The organism is Pseudomonas sp. rhizo25, from assembly GCF_031931935.1.
Taxonomy (GTDB): Bacteria; Pseudomonadota; Gammaproteobacteria; order Pseudomonadales; family Pseudomonadaceae; genus Aquipseudomonas; species Aquipseudomonas synxantha.
The window spans coordinates 80,059-103,269 of sequence record NZ_JAUJXA010000006.1 but is presented as its reverse complement, the minus strand read 5'-3'; the positions used below and the strand labels follow the sequence as shown (position 1 = coordinate 103,269).

General features: G+C 63.1%; 10 protein-coding genes. 4 read left to right on the top strand and 6 right to left on the bottom strand.

The window, feature by feature from the left end; translation table 11 throughout:
* Positions 1–108: 108 nt before the first annotated feature.
* From QZR30_RS15400 to QZR30_RS15380, 5 genes are read right to left on the bottom strand one after another with little or no spacing between them, the layout of a single operon-like run.
* Positions 109–870, bottom strand: a complete 762-nt coding sequence (locus QZR30_RS15400) for an enoyl-CoA hydratase/isomerase family protein (RefSeq protein WP_046071818.1) — start codon at positions 868–870, stop codon at positions 109–111.
* Complete coding sequence (gene atuD / locus QZR30_RS15395) at positions 867–2,024, bottom strand: citronellyl-CoA dehydrogenase (protein ID WP_059397757.1); 1,158 nt, start codon at positions 2,022–2,024, stop codon at positions 867–869. The genes QZR30_RS15400 and atuD overlap by 4 nt, the downstream gene beginning before the upstream one ends.
* 23 nt (positions 2,025–2,047) lie before the next feature.
* Complete coding sequence (atuC, locus tag QZR30_RS15390) at positions 2,048–3,664, bottom strand: geranyl-CoA carboxylase subunit beta (protein WP_046071820.1); 1,617 nt, start codon at positions 3,662–3,664, stop codon at positions 2,048–2,050.
* 4 nt (positions 3,665–3,668) lie between these two features.
* Positions 3,669–4,541 (bottom strand): SDR family oxidoreductase, encoded by an 873-nt coding sequence (locus QZR30_RS15385; RefSeq protein WP_068967543.1) that lies wholly within the window; start codon positions 4,539–4,541, stop codon positions 3,669–3,671.
* A 12-nt stretch (positions 4,542–4,553) separates the two neighbouring features.
* Complete coding sequence (locus QZR30_RS15380) at positions 4,554–6,332, bottom strand: acyclic terpene utilization AtuA family protein (RefSeq protein WP_068967542.1); 1,779 nt, start codon at positions 6,330–6,332, stop codon at positions 4,554–4,556.
* A gap of 152 nt (positions 6,333–6,484) precedes the next feature.
* On the opposite strand from QZR30_RS15380, the gene QZR30_RS15375 reads away from it, so the two are divergent.
* On the top strand, positions 6,485–7,108 hold the full coding sequence (locus tag QZR30_RS15375) for a TetR/AcrR family transcriptional regulator (RefSeq protein WP_046071823.1): 624 nt from the start codon (positions 6,485–6,487) through the stop codon (positions 7,106–7,108).
* Positions 7,109–7,201: 93 nt separating this feature from the next.
* Complete coding sequence (locus QZR30_RS15370; protein ID WP_056847934.1) at positions 7,202–7,990, top strand: substrate-binding periplasmic protein; 789 nt, start codon at positions 7,202–7,204, stop codon at positions 7,988–7,990.
* A gap of 636 nt (positions 7,991–8,626) precedes the next feature.
* Here the strand turns inward: QZR30_RS15370 and QZR30_RS15365 are convergent.
* Positions 8,627–9,178, bottom strand: a complete 552-nt coding sequence (locus QZR30_RS15365; protein ID WP_043049829.1) for an RNA polymerase factor sigma-70 — start codon at positions 9,176–9,178, stop codon at positions 8,627–8,629.
* A 300-nt stretch (positions 9,179–9,478) separates the two neighbouring features.
* Here QZR30_RS15365 and QZR30_RS15360 point away from each other — a divergent pair, with 300 nt between their 5' ends.
* The gene (locus QZR30_RS15360) at positions 9,479–10,231 is read left to right on the top strand and encodes a thioesterase II family protein (protein WP_046071825.1); all 753 of its coding nucleotides are present in this window, start codon (positions 9,479–9,481) and stop codon (positions 10,229–10,231) included.
* A 66-nt stretch (positions 10,232–10,297) separates the two neighbouring features.
* Positions 10,298–23,194 (top strand): non-ribosomal peptide synthetase, encoded by a 12,897-nt coding sequence (locus tag QZR30_RS15355; protein WP_311903629.1) that lies wholly within the window; start codon positions 10,298–10,300, stop codon positions 23,192–23,194.
* Positions 23,195–23,211 lie beyond the last annotated feature (17 nt).

Here is a 23,211-nt window from a genome sequence, read left to right as displayed (position 1 = left end):
TCTATTCCTTGAAGGATGGATTGGCTGTTCTGGCCTCATCGGGAGCAAGCCCCCTCCCACATTTGAAATGCATTCCAACCTGTGGGAGCGGGCTTGCTCGCGAAGGCGTCATTCGCACCACCGTGGCTTGCGCTTGTGCACAAACGCCTGTGTGCCCTCAATCCCTTCCTCGCTCGCGACTGCCTCGGCAAACCACTGCGCCCCGCGGTCCAGCACTGCATCAAGCGGCTCATCCATGCTGGCCAACAACAACGCCTTGGTTCGCGCATTCGCCCCCGGCGCGCACTGCAACACCTGCCCCAGCACTTCGTCCAGGCGCTGGGCCAGTGCCTGGGCATCGTGCTCGACAAAATGCACCACCCCCAGCCGCTCGGCTTCAACCCCATCGAACCGCGCCGCCGTCAGCGCCAGTCGGCGTGCCTGGGTCAGCCCAATACGCTTGACCACAAAGGGGGCAATCTGCGCCGGCAGCAACCCCAGGCGGGTCTCGGGCAAGCCGAACTGGGCCTGGTGGTCGGCGATCGCAATATCACTCACGCACGCCAAGCCAAAGCCGCCGCCCAGCACTGCGCCTTGCAGCAACACAATCACCACCTGCGGTACGGCTTCTACCTCTTGCAGCAAGGTGCCAAATGCCCGGTTCAACGCTTGCAACTGAGCGCCTGCGCCAACCAAGTCCTTCACATCGGCCCCCGCGCAGAAGTGCCCGCCCGCACCACTGATCACCACGGCGCGCACCTGGCTGTCCAACTGTGCCAATACCGCACGCAGTTCCTTGACCATTGCCAGGCTCATCGCATTGCGGCACTCCGGCCGGTTGAGGGTGATATGCAGCACGCCGCTATGGGCTTCGAGCAGCAGGGTGTTCATGGCTTTTTACCGGGCAGGGTGCCCATCAGTTTGCAGATGATGCCCAGCATGATTTCGTCGGCGCCGCCGCCAATCGACACCAGGCGCACATCGCGATAGGCGCGGGCTACCGGGTTGTCCCACATGAAACCCATGCCGCCCCAATATTGCAGGCAACTGTCGCTGACCTCGCGGCCAAGGCGCCCGGCCTTGAGCTTGGCCATCGACGCCAGGCGAGTGACGTCCTGGCCCTTGATGTATTGCTCGGTGGCCTGGTAGACCAAGGCGCGCAGGCATTCGATCTCGGTCGCAAGTTCGGCCAGGCGAAAATGGATCACCTGGTTGTCGATCAACGCTTTGCCGAAGGTCTGGCGCTCCTTGCAGTACGCGATGGTGCTGTCGATGCAGTACTCCAGGCCCTTGATCATATTGGCCGCGCCAAACAGGCGTTCTTCCTGGAATTGCAGCATCTGCATCATGAAGCCCGCGCCCTCCTGACCGATGCGGTTGCGCTGCGGCACGCGCACGCCATCGAAGAACACCTGGGCGGTCTCGGAGCTGTGCATGCCGAGCTTTTCCAGGGGCGGGCTGACGCTGATGCCCGGGCTGTTCATCGGCACCATGATCAGGGATTTGTTGATGTGCGGCTTGTCATCGGAGGTGTTGGCCAGCAGGCAGATAAAGTCGGCGCTGGGCGAGTTGGTGATCCACATCTTGCTGCCGTTGATCACGTAGTCGTCGCCGTCCTTGCGCGCATGGGTCTTGAGCCCGGCCACGTCGGAGCCGGCGCCGGTTTCCGAAACACCGATGCAGCCGACCTGTTCGCCGCTGATGGCCGGGCGCAGGAATTCGTCGCGCAGCTCATCGGAACCGAAACGGGCCAGGGCCGGGGTGCACATGTCGGTCTGCACACCGATGGACATGGGGATGCCGCCACAGCCAATGGTGCCAAATTCTTCGGCGGCGACGATGGAGTAGCTGTAGTCCAGGCCCATGCCGCCGAACTGCTCCGGCTTGGAAATGCCCAGCAGACCGAGGTCGCCGGCCTTACGGAAGATTTCATGGATGGGAAAACGCCCGGCTTTTTCCCATTCATCCACATGGGGGTTGATCTCGCGGTCGACGAAAGCGCGCACGGTGCGGCGCAGTTCCTGATGTTCCTGGGTGAAGATCATTTTTATAGTTCTCCTGGCCGTCGTTAGAAACGCGCTACACCAAAGCTGTTCGGTTGCAGTTGTCGCCGTTCGGCTTCATCACAGATATCCAATAGAAACCCGAGCAAGGTACGGGTATCCCGTGGATCGATCAGCCCGTCGTCCCACAGATTGGCGCTGCCGTAAAGTGCGGTGGATTGGCTGTCGAGCTTCTGCGCGGTGACCTGTTCGAGCATGTCCAGTACCTTGGGATCGGGCACCAGGCCGTCCTTCAATTGCTTGGCCTCGGTGACGATGCGCAGCACCTTGCCGGCCTGCGCGCCACCCATCACCGCCGTGCGGCTGTTGGGCCAGGCGAAGATAAAGCGTGGGTCCAGGCCGCGGCCGCACATTGCATAGTTGCCGGCACCGTAGGAACCGCCGACCACAAGGGTGAGTTTAGGCACGCGGGCATTGGCCACTGCCTGGATCATCTTCGCGCCGTGCTTGATCACCCCTTGCTGTTCGGACTCGGTGCCGACCATGAAACCGGTGGTGTTATGCAGGAACAGCAGCGGCGTGCGGCTCTGGTCGCACAGCTGGATAAACTGCGCGGCCTTGCTCGCACCCTTGGGCGTGATGGGGCCGTTGTTGCCGATCACGCCGACGGCGCGCCCCTGGATCTGCAGGTGGCCGCAGACGGTGTGGGCGTCGAACTCGCCCTTGAATTCAAGAAAGTGCGAGCCGTCTGCCAGGCGTGCGAGGATCTCGCGCACGTCGTAGGGTTTTTTCGGGTCATCGGGAATCAGCCCCAGCAACTCTTCAATGGGATATAGCGGCTCTGCGTAGGCACGTTTGGGCGCGAGGGGCAGACGCTGATTCCACGCCAGCAAGCCGACAATTTCACGCACGATGCGCACGCCGTCGGCATCGTTTTCCGCCAGGTATTCGGCAGTGCCAGCGGTTTGCGCGTGCATCTCAGCGCCGCCCAGTGCTTCGTCGGTGGCGATTTCGCCGGTAGCGGCCTTGAGCAACGGTGGCCCGGCGAGGAACAGCTTGGCCCTGCCGCGCACTACCACCACGTAATCCGACAAACCCGGTTGATACGCACCGCCTGCCGTGGCTGAGCCATGCACTACGGTAATTTGCGGCAGGCCCATGGCCGACATGCGCGCCTGGTTGGCAAAGCTGCGTGCGCCCTCGACGAAAATCTCGGCGGCATAGTTGAGGTTGGCGCCGCCGCTTTCGGCCAGGGTCACCACCGGCAGTTTGTTTTCCATGGCGATCTGTTGCAGGCGCAGGGATTTTTTCAGGCCGGAGGGGGAAATGGTGCCGCCCTTGATCGCGCTGTTGTTGGCCACTACCAGCATGCGCACGCCGCTGACATAGCCGATGCCGGCGATCAACCCGCCACCGGCCGCGCTGCCATCCTTGTCGTCATGGAGTTTGTAGCCGGCAAGGCTTGCCAGCTCGAGGAACGGCGCGCCAGGGTCGAGCAGCAAATTGAGGCGCTCCCGGGGCAGCAATTGGCCGCGCTTGTCGAACTTGGGCTTGGCTTCCTGGGCTTTGGCAAGCAGGGTGTGTTCCAGCTGGCGCAACTGGGCGATGGCGGCCAGCATGGCTTCGCGGTTTTGCGCGAACTGCGGGCTGTGGGCGTCGATCAGGCTTTCAATTGTCGGCATGGGGTTATTGCTCCGCCTTGAGCACATCCGGCAGGTACGCACGGTGGAAACCGTTGAAGGGTTCACTGGGCGCTTGCGCCTTGTGCAGCGGCCACGCCCGGCTGCCCAGGCTGGCGGCGCCGTCGATGCGCAGGGTGCTGCCGCTGACGAAGGCCGCGGCCGGGCTGAGCAGAAACACGATAGCGGCGCTGACTTCCGACTCGGTGCCGATACGCTTGAGCGGTACATACTCGCGCAGGGTAGGGATCACCGCCTTGAACGCGCCTTCATAGGTGTCCATGCCGCTGGAGGCGATCCAACCGGGGGCCACGGCATTCACACGCACCCCGGCATAACCCCATTCAAACGCAGCGGTCTTGGTGAAGTTGTCCATGCCTGAACGCGCCGCGCCGGAGTGGCCCATGCCGGGCATGCCGCCCCACATGTCGGCGAGCATGTTGACGATGGCGCCGCCGTGTTGGCTCATTGACTGGTTGAACACTTCCCGCGCCATCAGGAAACCGCCCACCAGGTTGGTGCGCAGTACGGTTTCAAAGCCTTTTTGATTGATCGCGGCCAGGGGCGACGGATATTGGCCTCCCGCGTTATTGACCAGGCCATGGATCGGGCCGTGATCGTGCATGACCTGGGCGACTAACGTCTTCACCGCCTCTTCATCACGGATATCGCAGGCCAGCCAATGGGCAATGCCGCCGTCTTCGGCAATTTCCGCCGCGACCTTCTGCAGCTTTTCCGGCTTGCGCCCCACCAGGATGACACGGGCGCCGAGGGCCGCCAGTTCATGGGCGGTGCAGCGGCCAATGCCACTGCCGCCACCGGTGACGATCACGGTTTGCCCCTGGAACAGGTCGGCTTTGAAGATCGAGTTGAAGGCCACGGCGACGGTCCTTTAGCTGAGTTGATCGGCAATGTGCTGCGGCACGGCGATGGGGATTTCCAGCAACTGCTGGGCGAAGGCTTTGCCTTGCGGGTCGATGCGCAAGCTGGCGATGCCGCCACCGCCCAAGGCATTTTCCAGCAGGAAATTCAGGCTGTGGCTGCCGGGCAAATACCAGCGTTCGACACGGCCATGGACCGGGTCGAGCACATGGCCCAGCCAGTCGACGATCACCTCCGGGGTCAATGCTTCGGCGATCCACGGCAGGTAGTCGGGGTGGCGGGCGATCACGCCGATATTGCTGTGGTTGCCCTTGTCACCGGAGCGTGCCACGGCCAGTTTCACCAGCGGCACACTGGCGTCGGCGCGGCCTTGGGGTTTGACGGGGTCAATGGGTGCGGCTGGGGTGAGCATGGCGGCAGAGGCGGGCAGCTCGACAGCATGGCGTTGGCCTTGGTAGTCGATGACCACTTGGCAGCACGCCTTGTCGATCAGGAATGAAAACAGCCGGATCAGCGGATACACCGTGGGCCGCCCGCCGACGATGCCGGTCAAGCCTGGCGCCATGCCAGTGGCGGCCTGGGCGATCTCGCGGGCGAACAGCACCAGCGCCTGCTTGCTCGGGTGCCGTACGGCGAGCTTGACCACCACCTCACGGCAATCCTCACGCCGGGCCTGGGCGCCGTAGGTGGCTTCACTGCCGAGCAGTTCGATGTTGACTTCGGTGTAGGGCGCCCAGCCGCGTTGGCTGAACAGTTCCGAGGTCTTGTTGATGATTGCCTGGCTGACCCGCTCGGCCTTGGCTACCGCGTCAATGCCTGCAAGCAGGCAACTGGCGGTACAGCGAAAGCCATCGGGGTAGGTGGCGCTGACCTTGTACTGATCGGTGGGTGGCAATCCCCTGGCGCCATGCAGGCGTACAGAGTGTTTGCCCTGTTGCTGCAATTTGACTTGGCTCAAATCGCAGATCACGTCCGGCAGCAGGTAGGCACGCGGGTCGCCAATTTCATACAGCAGCTGTTCGGCCACGCTGAGTTCGCTGATCAGCCCGCCGCTGCCCTCGACCTTGTTAACGGTGAATTGGCCGTCGGCGCTGACTTCGACGATGGGGAAACCGATGTGCTCATAGTCGGGTACGTCGCGCCAATCGGTGAAGTTGCCGCCGGTGCACTGTGCGCCGCATTCGATGATATGCCCGGCCAGGGCGGCCTGGGCGAGGTGATCGTAGTCTTGCCATGACCAGTTGAATTCGTGCACCAATGCTGCGCTGACCACTGCACTGTCGACCACCCGGCCGGTGATAACGATATCGGCGCCCAACCCCAGGGCCTGGGCAATGCCTGGCGCGCCGAGATAGGCATTGGCGGACACACACACGGGCGGCAGCGGGGCACCGGTGAACATGTCGTTGGCTGTGGGCAGGTGTTTGAGTTGGGGGTGCAGGTCATCGCCGAGCAACACGGCGATTTTCAGGCCGATGCCAGCCTGGTCGCAGGCCGCTTGCAGGGCGGCGGCGCACGCCTGGGGGTTGATGCCGCCGGCATTGCTGATCACCCTGATGCCCTGTTGCTGGATATCCGCCAGCAAGGGCGTGAGCACCTCGACAAAATCCGTGGTGTAGCCGGCCTTGGGGTCTTTCATGCGCGCACCGGCCAGGATCGACATCGTGACTTCGGCCAAGTAGTCGAATACCAGGTAATCCAAGGCGCCGCCGTGTACCAACTGGGCGGCGGCGGTGCAGGTGTCACCCCAGAAGGCGCTGGCGCAGCCGATACGAACCGTCTTGCTCATGAGAAGTCCCTGCTCCAATGGCTGGTGTCGAGACTACCAAGCAAGCGCTTGGTTTGTAAACTGTCGAAACAAGTTTGACCCAAGCGCTTGCTTGGGTGACAGCCACGGCCTAAATTGCCGCCCAAGACGTCAGTAGAGTGAAGGAGAGTAGCGTGGATGAGCACAAAGCCCTGGGGGTGATGCGCACCATGGTCGACGGTGGCCAATTGACTGATCCGGAAAGTGCGCGGGGAAAATTGCTGCAAACCGCAGCTCACCTGTTTCGCAACAAGGGCTTTGAGCGCACCACAGTGCGGGATTTGGCCAGCGCCGTGGGCATCCAGTCGGGCAGCATCTTTCATCATTTCAAGAGCAAGGATGAGATCCTGCGGGCAGTGATGGAGGAAACCATCCATTACAACACTGCGATGATGCGTGCTTCGCTGGAGGAGGCGAATAACGTGCGCGAGCGTGTGCTGGCGCTGATTCGCTGCGAGTTGCAGTCGATCATGGGCGGCAGTGGCGAGGCCATGGCGGTGCTGGTGTACGAATGGCGCTCGCTGTCGGCCGAAGGTCAGGCCCAGGTGCTGGCCCTGCGCGACGTGTACGAACAGATCTGGCTGCAGGTATTGGGCGAGGCCAAGGCCGCTGGCTATATCAAGGGCGACGTGTTTATCACCCGGCGCTTCCTCACTGGCGCGCTGTCCTGGACCACCACCTGGTTCCGCGCCCAGGGCAGCTTGACCCTTGAGCAGTTGGCTGAAGAGGCGTTGCTGATGGTGCTTAAGTCAGACTGAGGCGCAAGTTATTAAATTTGATGGCGAAAGTTGTCTCTCCGGATAAAAACGCCTAGCTTATCGGCATCAAAGAATTCAACGGTGTGTGCCTCGATGTTTTCGCCATGGCGGCTGGCTGCAGGATTGACATTATGGGCACTGAGCAGCGCCGCGTGGACGCAGGCGGGCGCTGCGCAATTGGTGAGAGTGGGTGCGGCGCACTTTCCGCCCTACACCGTGCGTCCCGAGCAAGGGGCAGACACCGGTTTGCTGCCGCAATTGCTCGAGGCGCTGAACGCTGAGCAAACCGACTATCAGTTTGTACTGGTACCCACCTCTATCCCCCGGCGTTTTCGCGACTTCGAGCAAGGTCGGGTCGATATGGCGATCTTCGAAAACCCGTCGTGGGGCTGGCGGGAGATTGCCCATACCAGCGTCGACATGGGCCTGGAGGACGCAGAAATCTTCGTCGCCCAACGCCAGGTCGGGCGCGACCAGAGTTACTTCGCCGATCTCTCCGGCAAACGCCTGGCGGTATTCAGCGGCTATCACTACGCCTTCGCCAACTTCAACCCCGACCCCAAAAACATGGCCGAACACTTCAACGCCACGTTGACCTATTCCCATGACAGCAACTTGCTGATGGTGGCGCGTGGGCGTGCGGATATCGCGCTGGTCACCCGTTCTTACCTGAGTGATTTCATGGTGCGCAACGAGAGCATGGCCAGGCAGTTCCTGGTGTCGGAGCGCATTGACCAGGTGTATCACCATTACGCGTTGCTGCGTCCCAAGGCACCGATCACGGGTGATGCGTTTTCAGCATTGCTCAAGGGACTGCGGGACAATGGCCAGATGCTGAAGATCTTTGAGCCGTATCGCATTGATGTAACACCGCTGCCCTGAGATCTCAGGGCAACAAAATGTGGGAGGGGGCTTGCTCCCGATGGCGGCCTTGCGGCTGACGAGGATGTTGGACCGTGTACATATCCATTGTTTAGGTAACGGCCGCTATTGGTTCCGCTCTTACAGCGGGTCACTTTTGAAAAGCGCAAAAGTAACCAAAACGCTCTTGCCCCACCACTCGGCACCTCGCTTAGGCTCGGTGTGCCCGTAATCCGACAGGGATTTGGGGGGCCGCCGCCACGCGCCATCCATGGCGCGGGGCGGCTAAACCGGCATCCCTGCCGGTTTACCCCCCAAATCCCTGTCGAATTGCGGCCAGCGTGGTTTAACGGGGCGCCTCAGATCAAAAGCAAGATCAAGAGCGGCTCGCTTCGCATCGTGGTTACTGACGGTCGTTACGTCAGAGTTGTGTTGATACCCATGCTCACCGGGGCAAGCCCTGATGCCGGTCAGTTAAGCGCAGATCCCCTGTGGGAGGGGGCTTGCTCCCGATAGCGGTGGGTCAGCCAACGTCAATGTTTGCTGGGCTGACGTCTTCGGGGGCAAGCCCCCTCCCACATTGATCGAGTTCGACATCTGTTATCAGAGACCAGTTGAATCCCCGCGCCGCTCCTTCCACATGTGTTTGCGCCGCGTTCAAACCCTGCGCGCAAACGTATCGCTATGGCTGCCTGACACCTTGCGGCAATGCACCAACGCATCGCGAATCATGAAATTCACCAACGTCGGCGAAACCCCGAGTTCCTTGGCAATGTCCTTCTGCGGCACGCCGTGCAGGCGGTACATTTCGAACGCGTAGCGGGTGCGTTGGGGCAGTTGCGTCAGGGCGTCGGCGATGTTTTCCAGAGTGTTGAAATTGATGTGGGAGGTTTCCGGCGAAGCGCCGTGAATAACCACATTCAAGCCTTCCTCTTCGGTCCCGGAGTATTTGAGCTCCAGGGCCTGCTTGCGGTAGTGATCGATGGCCAGGTTGCGCACGATCTGGAACAGGTAGCTCAGCTGGGCCTTGAACGATGAAGTGATGGTTGGCGCAGACTGCAGTCGGAAGTAGGCGTCTTGAACCACATCTTCGGCGCGGGAGCGGCAACCGGTGATACGTGCCGCGATCTTCACCAACATCAGCCGATTGTCGACAAACGCCTGGAGAAGGGGTGAGTCGCACCTGCCTGTGGATACTTGTTCCGTCATGGAAATCACCTTACTGCTATTAGGTTAGGGGAGGGCGTCCCTGCTGAGGCCTCCTACACATCGGGCAACAAATTATGCTGAATGATAATGATTGTCAAATGAGAAGGCGAACTAATCTTATGCCTTTGTGGAAGGTGTGAACCACGTCTCGCTCGCCGCCTGCGACTAATTATTTGCCGGGGCCGTCCGTTCTTCTGGGTGACAGGCCTGTTAACAAACGGCCAAGGATCAGCACCCGCAGGAGGACCAGATGGGTTTTTATCGTGCAATCGGCATGTTGCAGTTTGGAGTCCTCGCCTCATGAGTACGCCAATCCGGCTGCGCTTGTTTTGCCTGCCCCACTCAGGCGCCAGCGCCTCGGTTTACGCTCGCTGGCGTCGCGCCCTGCCGGATTGGCTGCAGGTGTGCCCGCTGGAATTGCCTGGGCGCGGCCTGCGCATGGATGAGCCGTTGCAGCGCGATATCAAGGCCCTTGCGGCACAGTTGGCCGAGGAAATCAGCCGCGACCTCGACGGCCCCTACGCTCTGTTTGGCCACAGCCTTGGCGGGTTGCTGGCCTTTGAATTGGCCCATGCCTTGAGTGCGCGCGATGTGCCGGCGCCCCTGGCGCTGTTTGCTTCCGGCACCGCCGGGCCGGCGCGACGCGATGTCAGTGAATACGCCATCGAAAAAAACGATGCCGAACTGATCGCCCGCTTGCGCCAATTGCAGGGCACAGCTGAAGAAGCGCTGGCCAACCCGGAGTTGATGCAGTTGATGCTGCCGATTTTGCGCGCTGACTTCCTGTTGTGCGGCAGCTTCACCTATGGCGAGCGCAAGCCCCTGGGGCTGCCGATCCATGTGTTCGGCGGCAAGCAGGACAGCGTGCGCGCCGATCAGCTGCTCGACTGGCAGCTCGACACCGCCAGCGGTTTTTCCCTGGACATGTTTGACGGCCACCACTTCTTCCTCGTGCAGCACGAAAGCGCCGTGCTGCGTTGTGTGCGCCGCTATGCCGACGAACACCTGGCGCGCTGGCGCATCGACGCGGCGCGGCAACGGCTCGCGGTCTGATTGCTCGCCGTTATTGATTTTCAAGCAAGCCGAATTTCCCGTAAGCCGATTTCAGGCAGGAACCCCATGATGGACGCCTTCGAACTCCCCCGCACTTTGGTCCAGTCCCTTCAACGCCGAGCTGCGCAGACACCGGACCAGGTGGCTCTGCGCTTCCTGGCCGAGTCGACCGAGCACAGCGTGGTGCTCAGCTACCGTGATCTGGACCTGCGCGCCCGCACCATCGCCGCCGCCTTGCAAGCCAATGCCGGCCCGGGCGAGCGTGCGGTGCTGCTGTTCCCCAGCGGCCCGGACTACGTCGCGGCGTTTTTTGGTTGCCTGTACGCCGGGGTGATCGCGGTGCCGGCTTATCCGCCGGAGTCCACGCGCCGTCATCACCAGGAGCGTTTGCTGTCGATCATCCAGGACGCCGAGCCACGCCTGCTATTGACCATTGCCAGTCTCAGCGAAGGCCTGGCGCAGATCGAAAATGCACCGCCGGTATTGAGCGTGGACAGCCTGGATGCACAGCAGGCCGAGCACTGGCTCGAGCCCGAGCTGCAAGCTGACGACATCGCCTTCCTGCAATACACCTCCGGCTCTACCGCCTTGCCCAAGGGCGTGCAGGTCAGCCACGGCAACCTGGTCGCCAACGAAGTATTGATTCGACGTGGTTTCGGCATCGACCTCAACCCTGATGACGTGATCGTCAGCTGGCTGCCGCTCTACCACGACATGGGCCTGATCGGCGGCCTGCTGCAACCCATTTTCAGTGGCGTGCCCTGCGTGTTGATGTCGCCGGCCTACTTCCTCGGGCGCCCATCGCGTTGGCTGGAAGCGATCAGCGAATACGGCGGCACCATCAGCGGCGGCCCGGATTTCGCCTACCGCCTGTGCAGCGAACGGGTCAGTGAATCGGCCCTGGAGCGCCTGGACTTGAGCCGCTGGCGCGTGGCCTATTCCGGCTCTGAGCCGATTCGCCTCGATACCCTGGAACGCTTCGCAGAAAAATTCGCCCCTTGCGGTTTCACCTCGAACAGTTTCTTTGCCTCCTACGGCCTGGCCGAAGCGACCCTGTTTGTTGCCGGCGGCATCCGTGGCCGCGGCATCCCCGCGATGCACATGGACGAACAGGCCCTGGCCGCCAACCGCGCGGAACCCGGGCAGGGCAGTGCGATCATGAGTTGTGGCACCAGCCAGCCGGACCACGCCGTGCTGATCGCCGATCCCCACAGCCTCATGGAGCTTGCCGACAACAGCATCGGTGAACTCTGGGCCACGGGCCCGAGCATCGCCCACGGCTACTGGCGCAACCCAGAAGCCAGCGCCAGGACCTTCGTCCAGCACGCTGGTCGCACTTGGTTGCGTACGGGTGACCTGGGTTTTATCCGCGACGGCGAGGTATACATCACTGGTCGCCTCAAAGACCTGCTGATTGTGCGTGGTCACAACCTCTACCCCCAGGACATCGAACAGACCATCGAGCGCGAGGTGGAAGTGGTGCGCAAGGGCCGGGTCGCCGCCTTTGCGGTGAATGACCTGGGTGTGGAAGGCATCGGTATCGCGGCGGAAATCAGCCGCAGCGTGCAGAAAATCCTGCCACCCGAAGCGCTGATCAAGGCGATCCGCCAAGCTGTGGCCGAGGCTTATCAAGAAGCCCCGAGCGTAGTGGTGTTGCTCAACCCCGGTGCCTTGCCGAAGACCTCCAGCGGCAAGGTGCAGCGCTCGGCGTGCGCGATTCGCCACGCCGATGGCAGCCTCGACAGCTACGCGCAATTCCCCGGCTTGCCAACGCAGGCGAGCGAGGTGGCGCTGGAGTCTGACCTGCACAACCAGATCGCGGCGATCTGGTGTGAGCAACTGCAACTGACCAGCGTGGCCGCCGACGATCACTTCTTCCTGCTTGGCGGCAACTCCATCACCGCCACCCAGGTGGTCGCCCGCCTGCGCGAAACCCTGGGCCTGGAGCTGAACCTGCGTCTGCTGTTCGAAGCCCCCACGTTGTCAGCGTTTGCCGCCGGCGTGGCGCAACTGCAACAGGACGGCGGCGTTGCCCAGGGCGCGATCCATGCGCTGTCGCGCCACGAAGACCTGCCCCAATCCCTGGCCCAGAACCGTCTGTGGATCACCTGGCAACTGGACCCACACAGCAGCGCCTACACCATTCCCGGCGCCTTGCACCTGCGCGGCGAGCTGGATGAAGACGCGCTGCGCTCAAGCTTCCAGCACCTGATCCAGCGTCACGAGGCCCTGCGCACACGCTTTTACGAACGCGATGGGCAAGCCTTCCAGCGTGTAGAACCGCAGGTGGATTTCGCGCTGCAAGTCATCGACCTCAGCGACCTGCCGCACGCCGAGCGCGAAGCTCGTGCGCAACAGATCCGCGAAGACGAGGCGCATACCCAGTTTGACCTGGAAAAAGGCCCGCTGCTGTGGGTCACCCTGCTACGCCTGGATGATGAAGACCATCAACTGCTGGTGACGCTGCACCACATCATCGCTGATGGTTGGTCGCTGAATATCCTCATCGACGAATTCTCACGGCTGTACGCCGCTGCCGTCCAAGGCCAGAGCCTGGAGCTGCCGCCGTTGAGCTTGCACTACGCCGACTACGGCAGTTGGCAGCGCCAATGGTTGGCCGAAGGCGAGGGCCAGCGACAACTGGCGTATTGGAAAACGCAGTTGGGTGAAGAGCATCCTGCCTTGGACCTGGCCACCGATCACCCGCGTTCCGCGCTCCATCGGCACAGTGCTTCGCGCCATAGCGTGCGCCTGGATGCGCGCCTCAGCGCCGCGATTCGCCAGACCGCCCAGGCCCACGAGTCGACGCCGTTCATGCTGTTGTTGGCGGCGTTCCAGACCCTGCTTTATCGCTACAGCGGGCAGCGCGATATCCGCATCGGCGTGCCCAGTGCCAACCGCCCGCGCCATGAAACCCAGGGCCTGATCGGGTTCTTTATCAACACCCTGGTGCTGCGTGCCGAACTGGATGGGCGCCTGCCGTTCAACCAGCTGTTGGCGATCACGCGCGAGACGGCAATGGCCGCCCAGGCCCATCAGGACCTGCCTTTCGAACAACTGCTGGAAGCCTTCCCCCAGGCCCGCGAACAGGGCCTGTTCCAGGTGATGTTCAACCACCAGCAACGTGACCTCAGCGCCTTGCGTCGCCTGCCGGGCCTGCTCGCCGATGAACTGCCATGGCACAGCCGCGAAGCCAAGTTCGACCTGCAATTGCACAGCGAAGAAGACCGCAACGGGCGCTTGAGCCTGTCGTTTGACTACGCCGACGAGCTGTTCGAGACCGCGACCATCCAGCGCATGGCCGAGCATTTCATCCACCTGCTGCAAGCTGTGTGCGCGCAACCCCAGCAAGCCCTCGGCGACCTGCCGTTGATGCTGGCCGACGAACAGCACGCCTGGAGCGCAGCACCTTGTGAACCGGCCCGGCAATGGCTGCCCGACCTGCTCAATCAACAGGTCTCGGACGCCACCGCGCTGGTCTGGCAGGACGGCAGCCTGACCTTCGCCCAACTGCACACCCAGGCCAATCGCCTGGCCCATTACTTGCGCGACAAGGGCGTCGGCCCGGACGTGTGCGTGGCCATCGCCGCCGAGCGTTCGCCGCAATTGCTGGTCGGCCTGCTGGCGATCATCAAGGCCGGTGGCGCCTACGTGCCGCTCGACCCGGATTACCCCGCCGAGCGCCTGGCCTACATGCTCAAGGACAGCGGCGTGCACCTGCTGCTGACCCAAACGGCGTTGCTGGCGCAGTTGCCGACTGCCGAAGGCGTATGCGTGATCGCCATGGACAGCCTGCACCTCGACAGCTGGCCAACCCAGGCACCGGGCCTGCACCTGCATGGCGACAACCTTGCCTACGTGATCTATACCTCCGGCTCCACCGGCCAACCCAAGGGCGTGGGCAACACCCATGGCGCGCTGGCCGAACGTTTGCAGTGGATGCAGGCCACTTACCAACTGAATGAAACCGACGTGCTGATGCAAAAGGCGCCGATCAGTTTCGACGTGTCAGTGTGGGAGTGCTTCTGGCCGCTGATCACCGGTTGCCGCCTGGTGCTGGCGGGGCCGGGTGAGCACCGCGACCCGCAGCGCATCGCGCAGTTGGTGCAGGAACATGGCGTGACCACGCTGCACTTCGTGCCGCCGCTGTTGCAGGTGTTTATCGACGAGCCGTTGGTGGCCGAATGTACCAGCCTGCGCCGCCTGTTCTCCGGTGGCGAAGCCTTGCCCGCCGAGTTGCGTAATCGCGTCCTGGCCCAGCTGCCCGCGGTGCAATTGCATAACCGTTATGGCCCCACCGAGACGGCGATCAACGTCACCCATTGGCATTGCACCGCCGCCGATGGCGAGCGCTCGCCGATTGGTCGGCCCTTGGGCAATGTGATCTGCCGCGTGCTCGACGAGCAGCTCAACCCGTTGCCGGCCGGTGTGCCGGGCGAGTTGTGCATCGGCGGCATCGGCCTGGCCCGCGGTTACCTTGGCCGTGCCGGCTTGACCGCTGAACGCTTTATCGCGGACCCCTTGGGCGCGGCGGGCACACGCCTGTATCGCACCGGTGACCGTGCGCGCTGGAATGCCGATGGCGTACTTGAATACCTCGGGCGTCTGGATCAGCAGGTCAAACTGCGTGGTTTCCGTGTGGAGCCAGAAGAAATTCAAGCGCGGCTGCTGGCCCTCGATGGCATCGCCCAAGCCGTGGTGCTGGTACGCGATGCGCAGTTGATTGGTTACTACACTGCCCACAGCGCACTGGACGAACAGCAAGTCAGGACCACCCTGGCCGCCGAGTTGCCGGAATACATGGTGCCGGCGCTGCTGATGCGCCTGGATGCCATGCCCCTGAGCCCGAGCGGCAAGCTTGATCGCCGCGCCTTGCCGGAGCCTGTCTGGCAAACCCGCGAACACATCGAACCGCACACAGCGTTGCAGCTGCAAATCGCCGCGATTTGGCGCGAGGTCCTCGGCCTGCCACGCATCGGCCTGGGCGATGACTTCTTCGCTTTGGGCGGGCACTCGTTGCTGGCCACGCAAATCATCTCGCGCACCCGCCAGGCGTGTGACGTCGAGCTGCCGTTGCGCACCTTGTTCGAAGTCAGCGAGTTGGGCGCCTTTGTCGAGCAGGTAGGGCTGATCCAGGCCGCGGGCCAACGCAACCAACAAACGGCAATCGCCAAGGTCGACCGCAGCCAACCGGTGCCGCTGTCCTATTCCCAGCAGCGCATGTGGTTCCTCTGGCAGATGGAGCCCGACAGCCCGGCCTACAACGTCGGCGGCATGGCGCGCCTGCGCGGCGTGCTGGATGTGCAACGTTTTGAGGCGGCGTTGCAGGCGTTGATCATGCGCCACGAAACCCTGCGCACCACCTTCCCGAGCGTCGACGGCGTGGCATACCAGAAGGTTTCGCCGCAGACCGCTGTGCGCATGGACTGGCAGGACTTCTCGGCGCTGAGCGAAACCGAGCGCCAACAGCGTTTGCAACAACTGGCGGATCAAGAAGCGCACACGCCGTTCAACCTGGAAACCGGGCCGCTGTTGCGGGCCTGCCTGGTCAAGGCCGGCGAGCAGGAACACTACCTGGTGCTGACCTTGCACCATATCGTCACCGAAGGCTGGGCCATGGACATCTTTGCCCGTGAACTCAGCGCCTTGTACGAAGCTTTTATCGACGAACGCGACTCGCCGCTGGCGCCGCTGCCGGTGCAGTACCTCGACTACAGCGTGTGGCAGCGCCAGTGGCTGGAGTCCGGCGAGCGCCAACGCCAGCTGGATTACTGGACCGCGCAACTGGGCACTGAACACCCGTTGCTGGAGCTGCCCGGCGACCGCCCAAGGCCAGCGGTACAAAGCCACCAGGGCGAGCTGTACCGCTTCGACCTGAGTGATGAGTTGGCCGCCCGTGTGCGCGCCTTCAATGCCGAGCGCGGCCTGACCCTGTTCATGACCATGACCGCGACCCTGGCCGTGTTGCTTTACCGCTACAGCGGCCAGACCGACCTGCGCATCGGCGCCCCGGTGGCCAACCGCATTCGCCCGGAAAGCGAAGGGCTGATCGGCGCGTTCCTCAATACCCAGGTGCTGCGTTGCCAGCTCAATGGGCAGATGAGTGTCGCCCAGCTGTTCGAGCAAGTCCGTCATACGGTGATCGAGGGCCAGTCCCATCAGGACCTGCCGTTCGACCATCTGGTCGAAGCCCTGCAACCGCCGCGCAGCGCGGCGTACAACCCGTTGTTCCAGGTGATGTGCAACGTGCAGCGCTGGGAGTTCCAGCAGCGCCGCCAACTGGCGGGCATGACCGTCGAGTACCTGGCCAACGATGCACGGGCGACTAAGTTCGACCTCAACCTGGAAGTCACCGACCTTGATCATCGCCTGGGCTGCTGCCTGACCTACAGCACCGACCTGTTCGACGAGCCGCGCATTGCGCGCATGGCCGAGCATTGGCGCAACCTTTTGGAAGGCTTGATCGCCAATCCGCAACAGCGCCTCAGCGAATTGCCGTTGCTGAGCGCAGATGAACAGCGTGCGCTGCAAGACAGCCTCGGGGTTGAAAAGGGCGAGCATCGCCTCGACCAGTGCATCCATCAGTTGTTCAGCCAGCAGGCCAGCCAGCGAGCCGATGCCCCAGCGCTGACCTTTGCCGGGGTGACCCTGACTTACGCTGAGCTGGACGCCCGCGCCAACCGCCTGGCCTGGATGCTGCGCGAACGTGGCGTGGGCCCGCAGGTGCGTGTCGGCCTGGCGCTGCCGCGCTCGCTGGAAATGGTCATTGGCCTGCTGGCGATCCTCAAGGCCGGTGGCGCCTACGTGCCACTGGACCCGGAATACCCGCTGGACCGCCTGCACTACATGATCGAGGACAGCGGCATCGGCCTGCTGCTCAGTGATGCGGCGATGTTCGAAGCCCTCGGCGAATTGCCGGCGACGGTGGCGTGCTGGTGCCTGGAAGATGACCTGCCGGTGCTGGCGAATTACCCGGCCGACACGCTGCCCTTTGTCAGCCTGCCACAACACCAGGCGTACCTGATCTACACCTCGGGCTCCACCGGCAAGCCCAAAGGCGTGGTGGTGTCCCACGGTGAAATCGCCATGCATTGCCAGGCGGTGATCGAGCGGTTTGGCATGCGTGCCGATGATTGCGAGCTGCACTTCTATTCGATCAACTTCGATGCCGCCACCGAGCGTTTGCTGGTGCCGCTGCTCAGTGGTGCGCAGGTGGTGCTGCGCGCCCAGGGGCAGTGGGATGCCGAAGAGATCTGCGCACTGATTCGCACCCATCGCATCACTATCCTCGGCTTCACCCCCAGCTACGGCAGCCAGTTGGCCCAGTGGCTGGCGACCCAGCAGCAGACCTTGCCGGTGCGCATGTGTATCACCGGTGGCGAGGCATTGACCGGGGAGCACCTGCAGCGCATCCGGGCGGCGTTCATGCCCGAGGTGTTTTTCAACGCTTATGGCCCGACCGAAACGGTGGTGATGCCCTTGGCCAGCCTGGCGCCGCAGCAGTTGGAGGAGGGCGCCGGCAGCGTGCCGATTGGCAGCATCATCGGTGCGCGCGTGGCCTACATTCTCGACGCCGACCTGGCGCTGGTGCCCCAAGGCGCCAGCGGTGAGTTGTATATCGGCGGCGCCGGCCTGGCCCAGGGTTATCACCGCCGCCCGGGCATGACGGCGGAGCGTTTTGTCGCCGACCCGTTTGCCGCCAATGGCGGGCGTCTTTACCGCACCGGCGACCTGGTGCGCCAACGCGCCGATGGCCTGGTGGAATACCTGGGGCGCATCGACCATCAGGTGAAGATCCGCGGTTTCCGCATCGAGCTGGGCGAGATCGAAACGCGCCTGCTGGAACATCCCGACGTGCGCGAGGCGGTGGTGTTGGCGCTGGATGCGCCGAGTGGCAAACAGCTGGTGGCCTACCTGGTCAGCGACGCCGAACACGGCGCGCTGCGCGAAGCGCTGAAGGCGCACCTCAAGGCGCAACTGCCGGACTATATGGTGCCAGCGCATTTGATCGTGCTGGACAGCATGCCGCTGACCGCCAACGGCAAGCTCGACCGCCGCGCCTTGCCTGAGCCGGATCCGCAGGCCAATCGTCAACACTACGTGGCACCACGCAACGCGCTTGAAAGCACCCTGGCGGCGATCTGGTGCGCGGTGTTGAACGTGCAGCAAGTCGGCCTCGACGATAATTTCTTTGAGTTGGGCGGCGACTCGATCCTGTCGATCCAAGTGGTCAGCCGTGCACGCCAGGCCGGGATTCATTTCAGCCCCCGCGATCTGTTCCAGCACCAGACCGTAGAGACCCTGGCCGCCGTCGCCACTCGTTCGGAGCAGGTGACCGCCGAGCAAGGTGTATTGACCGGCAGCTCGGGGCTCACGCCGATCCAGCACTGGTTCTTCGACACTGACATCCCGGCACGCCAGCACTGGAACCAGGCGTTGGTGCTCAAGCCCCTGCAACTGCTCGACCCCCATCGCCTGGAGCAAGCCCTGCTGGCGGTGCTGGAACACCACGATGCCCTGCGCCTGAGCTTCACCCGGCGCGACGCGCAGTGGCACGCCGAACACCTGGCCGTGCCGGAAGGCGGCGTGCTGATGCAGGCCCAGGTGGGTGATATGCAACAGTGCACCGCACTGTTCACCGACACCCAGCGTAGCCTCGATCTGGAACACGGGCCGTTGTTGCGTGCCCTGCTGGTGGACGGGCCGCAAGGCCAGCAACGCTTGCTGATCGCGATCCATCACCTGGTGGTGGATGGCGTGTCCTGGCGTGTGTTGCTGGAAGACCTGCAAAACGTCTACCGCCAACTCAGTGAAGGCCAATCCGTCAGCCTGCCGACCAAGACCAGCGCGTTGCGCGATTGGGCGGCGCGCTTGCAGGCCTATGCCCATAGCGAATCCCTGCGCGAAGAGTTGAGCGTATGGCAGGCGCAGTTGGCCGGCCCGGCCGTGGCCTTGCCGGTGCAGCGCCCACAAGGTGCACGGCGTAATCGCGATGCCGAAACCGTCAGCGTGCGCCTGGACGCCGAACACACCCGCCAGTTGCTGCAACAGGCGCCGAGCGCCTATCGTACCCAGGTCAACGATCTGCTGCTGACCGCCCTGGCCCGCGTGCTGTGCCGCTGGAGCGGGCACGATTCGGCATTGGTCCAACTGGAAGGTCATGGCCGCGAAACCCTGTTCGATGACATTGACCTGACCCGCAGCGTCGGCTGGTTTACCAGTGCCTATCCGCTGCGCCTGACACCGCAGGCCGGGCAGGGCGACTCGATCAAGGCGATCAAGGAACAACTGCGCGCCCTGCCGCACAAAGGCTTGGGTTATGGGGTGCTGCGCTACCTGGCCGATGACCTGTGCAAACAGAGCATGGCCGCACTGCCGAGCGCGCCGATTACCTTCAACTATCTTGGCCAGTTCGACCAGAGCTTTGGCTCCGACGCACTGTTCCATCCGCTGGAGGAGTCCGCCGGCCTGGCCCATGATCCTGATGCGCCGTTGCCCAATGAGTTGAGCGTCGACGGCCAGGTGTATGGCGGTGAGCTGGTGCTGCGTTGGACCTTCAGCCGTGAGCGTCATGATCAACAGGTGATTCGCGATCTGGCCGAGGCTTACCTGGCCGAATTGCACAGCTTGATCGCCCATTGCCTGCAGGATGATGCCGGCGGCCTCACGCCGTCGGACTTCCCCCTGGCCCGCCTGACCCAGGCGCAACTGGATGCCTTGCCGGTGCCGGCCTGCGCCATCGAAGACGTCTACCCGCTGACCCCGATGCAAGAGGGCCTGCTGCTGCACACCCTGCTGGAACCGGGCACTGGCCTGTATTACATGCAGGACCGCTACCGCATCAACAGCGCCCTGGACCCCGAGCGTTTCGCCCAGGCCTGGCAAGCGGTGATCGCCCGGCATGAAGCCTTGCGCGCGTCGTTCTGCTGGAACGTCGGCGAAGACATGCTGCAAGTGATCCACAAACCCGGCAGCACGCCGATTGAGTACCTGGACTGGAGCGCCGACCCCGAAGCCGAGCAGGAGCCGCGCCTGCAAGCCTTGCTCAAAGCCGAACGCGAAGCCGGTTTCGACCTGCTCAACCAGGCGCCTTTCCACCTGCGCCTGATCCGTGTGGGCGAGTCGCGCTACTGGTTCATGATGAGCAACCACCACATCCTGATCGATGCCTGGTGCCGTTCGCTGCTGATGAATGACTTCTTCGATATCTACATGGCCCTGGGCGAAGGTCGCGAAGCGCAACTGGCGACGCCGCCGCGCTACCGCGACTACATTGCCTGGCTGCAACGCCAGGACCTGGATGAGGCGCGCCAATGGTGGCAGCGCAACCTGCAAGGTTTCGAGCGCACCACACCGATCCCGAGCGACCGCCCGTTCCTGCGCGAACATGCCGGTGGCAGCGGCGGCATGGTGGTGGGTGATTGCTACACCCGTCTTGATGCCTGTGACGGTGCGCAATTGCGTGAATTGGCCCAGGCCCACCAGCTCACCGTCAACACCTTCGCCCAGGCGGCCTGGGCCTTAGTGCTGCGGCGTTTGAGCGGCGAGCGTGACGTGCTGTTCGGCGTCACCGTGGCCGGGCGCCCGGTAGACATGCCGCAGATGCAACGCACCGTCGGCCTGTTTATCAACAGCATCGCGTTGCGGGTGAAGCTGCCTGAGGATGACCAGCGTTGCAGCGTGCGCCAGTGGTTGAGCGGCTTGCTCGACAGCAACATGCAGCTGCGCGAGTACGAATACCTGCCGCTGGTGACTATCCAGGAACACAGCGAATTGCCCAAGGGCCAGCCGTTGTTCGACAGCCTGTTCGTGTTCGAGAACGCGCCGGTGGAAGTCTCGGTGCTGGACCGTGCGCAGAGCCTGAATGCTACGTCCGATTCCGGGCGTACCCACACCAACTTCCCGCTGACTGCCGTGTGTTATCCGGGCGATGACCTCGGCTTGCACCTGTCCTACGACCAGCGTTACTTCGACGAAAGCACCGTGCAAGGCATGCTCGGCGAGTTCAAACGCTTGCTGTTGGCGCTGGTGCAGGGCTTCCATGGCGACATGGCCGAGCTGGCGCTGATTGGTGAGCAGGAGCGTGAATTCCTCGTGGACGGCTGCAACCAGAGCGAGCGTAGCTATCCGCTGGAACGCAGCTACGTTGAGTTGTTCGAAGAACAGGTGGCGCAACATCCGCAACGTATCGCCGCCAGCTGCCTCGACCAGCAATGGAGCTACGACGAGCTGAACCGCCGCAGTAACGGCCTGGGCCACGCGCTGATCGCGGCGGGTGTCGGCCTGGATCAACCGGTGGCGTTGCTGGCTGAGCGTAACCTCGACCTGTTGGGCATGATCATCGGCAGCTTCAAGGCCGGTGCCGGTTACTTGCCGCTGGACCCGGGTCTTCCTAGTCAACGTCTGAGTCGAATCATCGACTTGAGCCGCACACCGTTGCTGGTGTGCACCGAGGCGTGCCGCGAACAGGCCATCGAGTTGCTCGAAGGTGTTGATTGCCAGTTGCTGGTGTGGGAGGAAGTGCCCGCCCGTGGTGAAAACCCAGGGGTCTACAGCGGCCCCGACAACCTCGCCTACGTGATCTATACCTCGGGCTCCACCGGCCTGCCCAAGGGCGTGATGGTCGAACAGCGCGGCATGCTCAATAACCAGTTGAGCAAGTTGCCGTACCTGGATCTGACTGATGCGGACGTGATCGCCCAGACCGCTTCGCAAAGTTTCGACATTTCCGTCTGGCAGTTCCTCGCCGCGCCGCTGTTTGGTGCGCGGGTGGATATTGTGCCAAACACCCTTGCCCACGATCCGCAAGGTTTGTTGGAACATGTTCAAGCCCACGGCATCACGGTGCTGGAGAGTGTGCCGTCGCTGATCCAGGGCATGTTGGCCCAGGAGCACATCAGCCTCGACGGCCTGCGCTGGATGCTGCCGACCGGGGAGGCGATGCCACCCGAGTTGGCCCACCAGTGGCTGTTGCGTTACCCGCAGATTGGCCTGGTCAATGCCTACGGCCCGGCGGAGTGCTCGGACGATGTGGCGTTCTTCCGCGTCGATCTGGCCTCGACCCGTGGCACTTACCTGCCGATTGGCACACCGACCGACAACAACCGTTTGTACCTGCTCGATGGTGCACTTGAGTTGGTGCCCCAGGGCGCGGTCGGTGAACTGTGCGTCGCCGGCACCGGTGTCGGCCGCGGATACGTCAGCGATCCGCTGCGCACCGCCCAGGCCTTTGTGCCCAACCCATTTGGTGCGCCGGGCGAGCGTCTCTACCGCACCGGCGACCTGGCACGGCGTCGCAGTGACGGTGTGCTGGAGTACGTCGGGCGTATCGACCATCAGGTGAAGATTCGCGGCTACCGCATCGAACTGGGTGAAATCGAAGCGCGCCTGCACGAACAGCCCGAAGTGCGCGATGCGGCGGTGGGGGTGCAAGAGGGCGTCAATGGCAAGCATCTGGTCGGCTACCTGGTGGCCGCCGGTGCAACGCTCAACCCGAGCGAGCGCCTGGACCGCATCAAGCAACGCCTGCGGGCCGAACTGCCGGAATACATGGTGCCGCTGCACTGGCTCTGGCTTGAGAGCCTGCCACTCAACGCCAACGGCAAGCTCGACCGCAAGGCTTTGCCGGCCCTGGAGATCGGCCAACTGCACAGCCAGGACTACCTGGCGCCGCGCAATGAACTGGAAACCACCCTGGCCGGGATTTGGGCCGAGGTGTTGAAGGTTGAGCGGGTTGGGGTACAGGACAACTTCTTCGAACTGGGCGGGCACTCGTTGCTGGCTACGCAGATCGCCTCGCGGGTGCAGAAAACCCTGCAGCGCGATGTGCCGTTGCGAGCGATGTTCGAATGCAGCACGGTGGCGGAATTGGCCGAGTATATCGACGGGTTGGCGGCTAACGAGATCAGTGCCGAGAAGGTGGACCGGTTGAGTGATCTGATGGCGGAGCTGGAGGGCTTGTAATAGTCGTTACCAGCCAA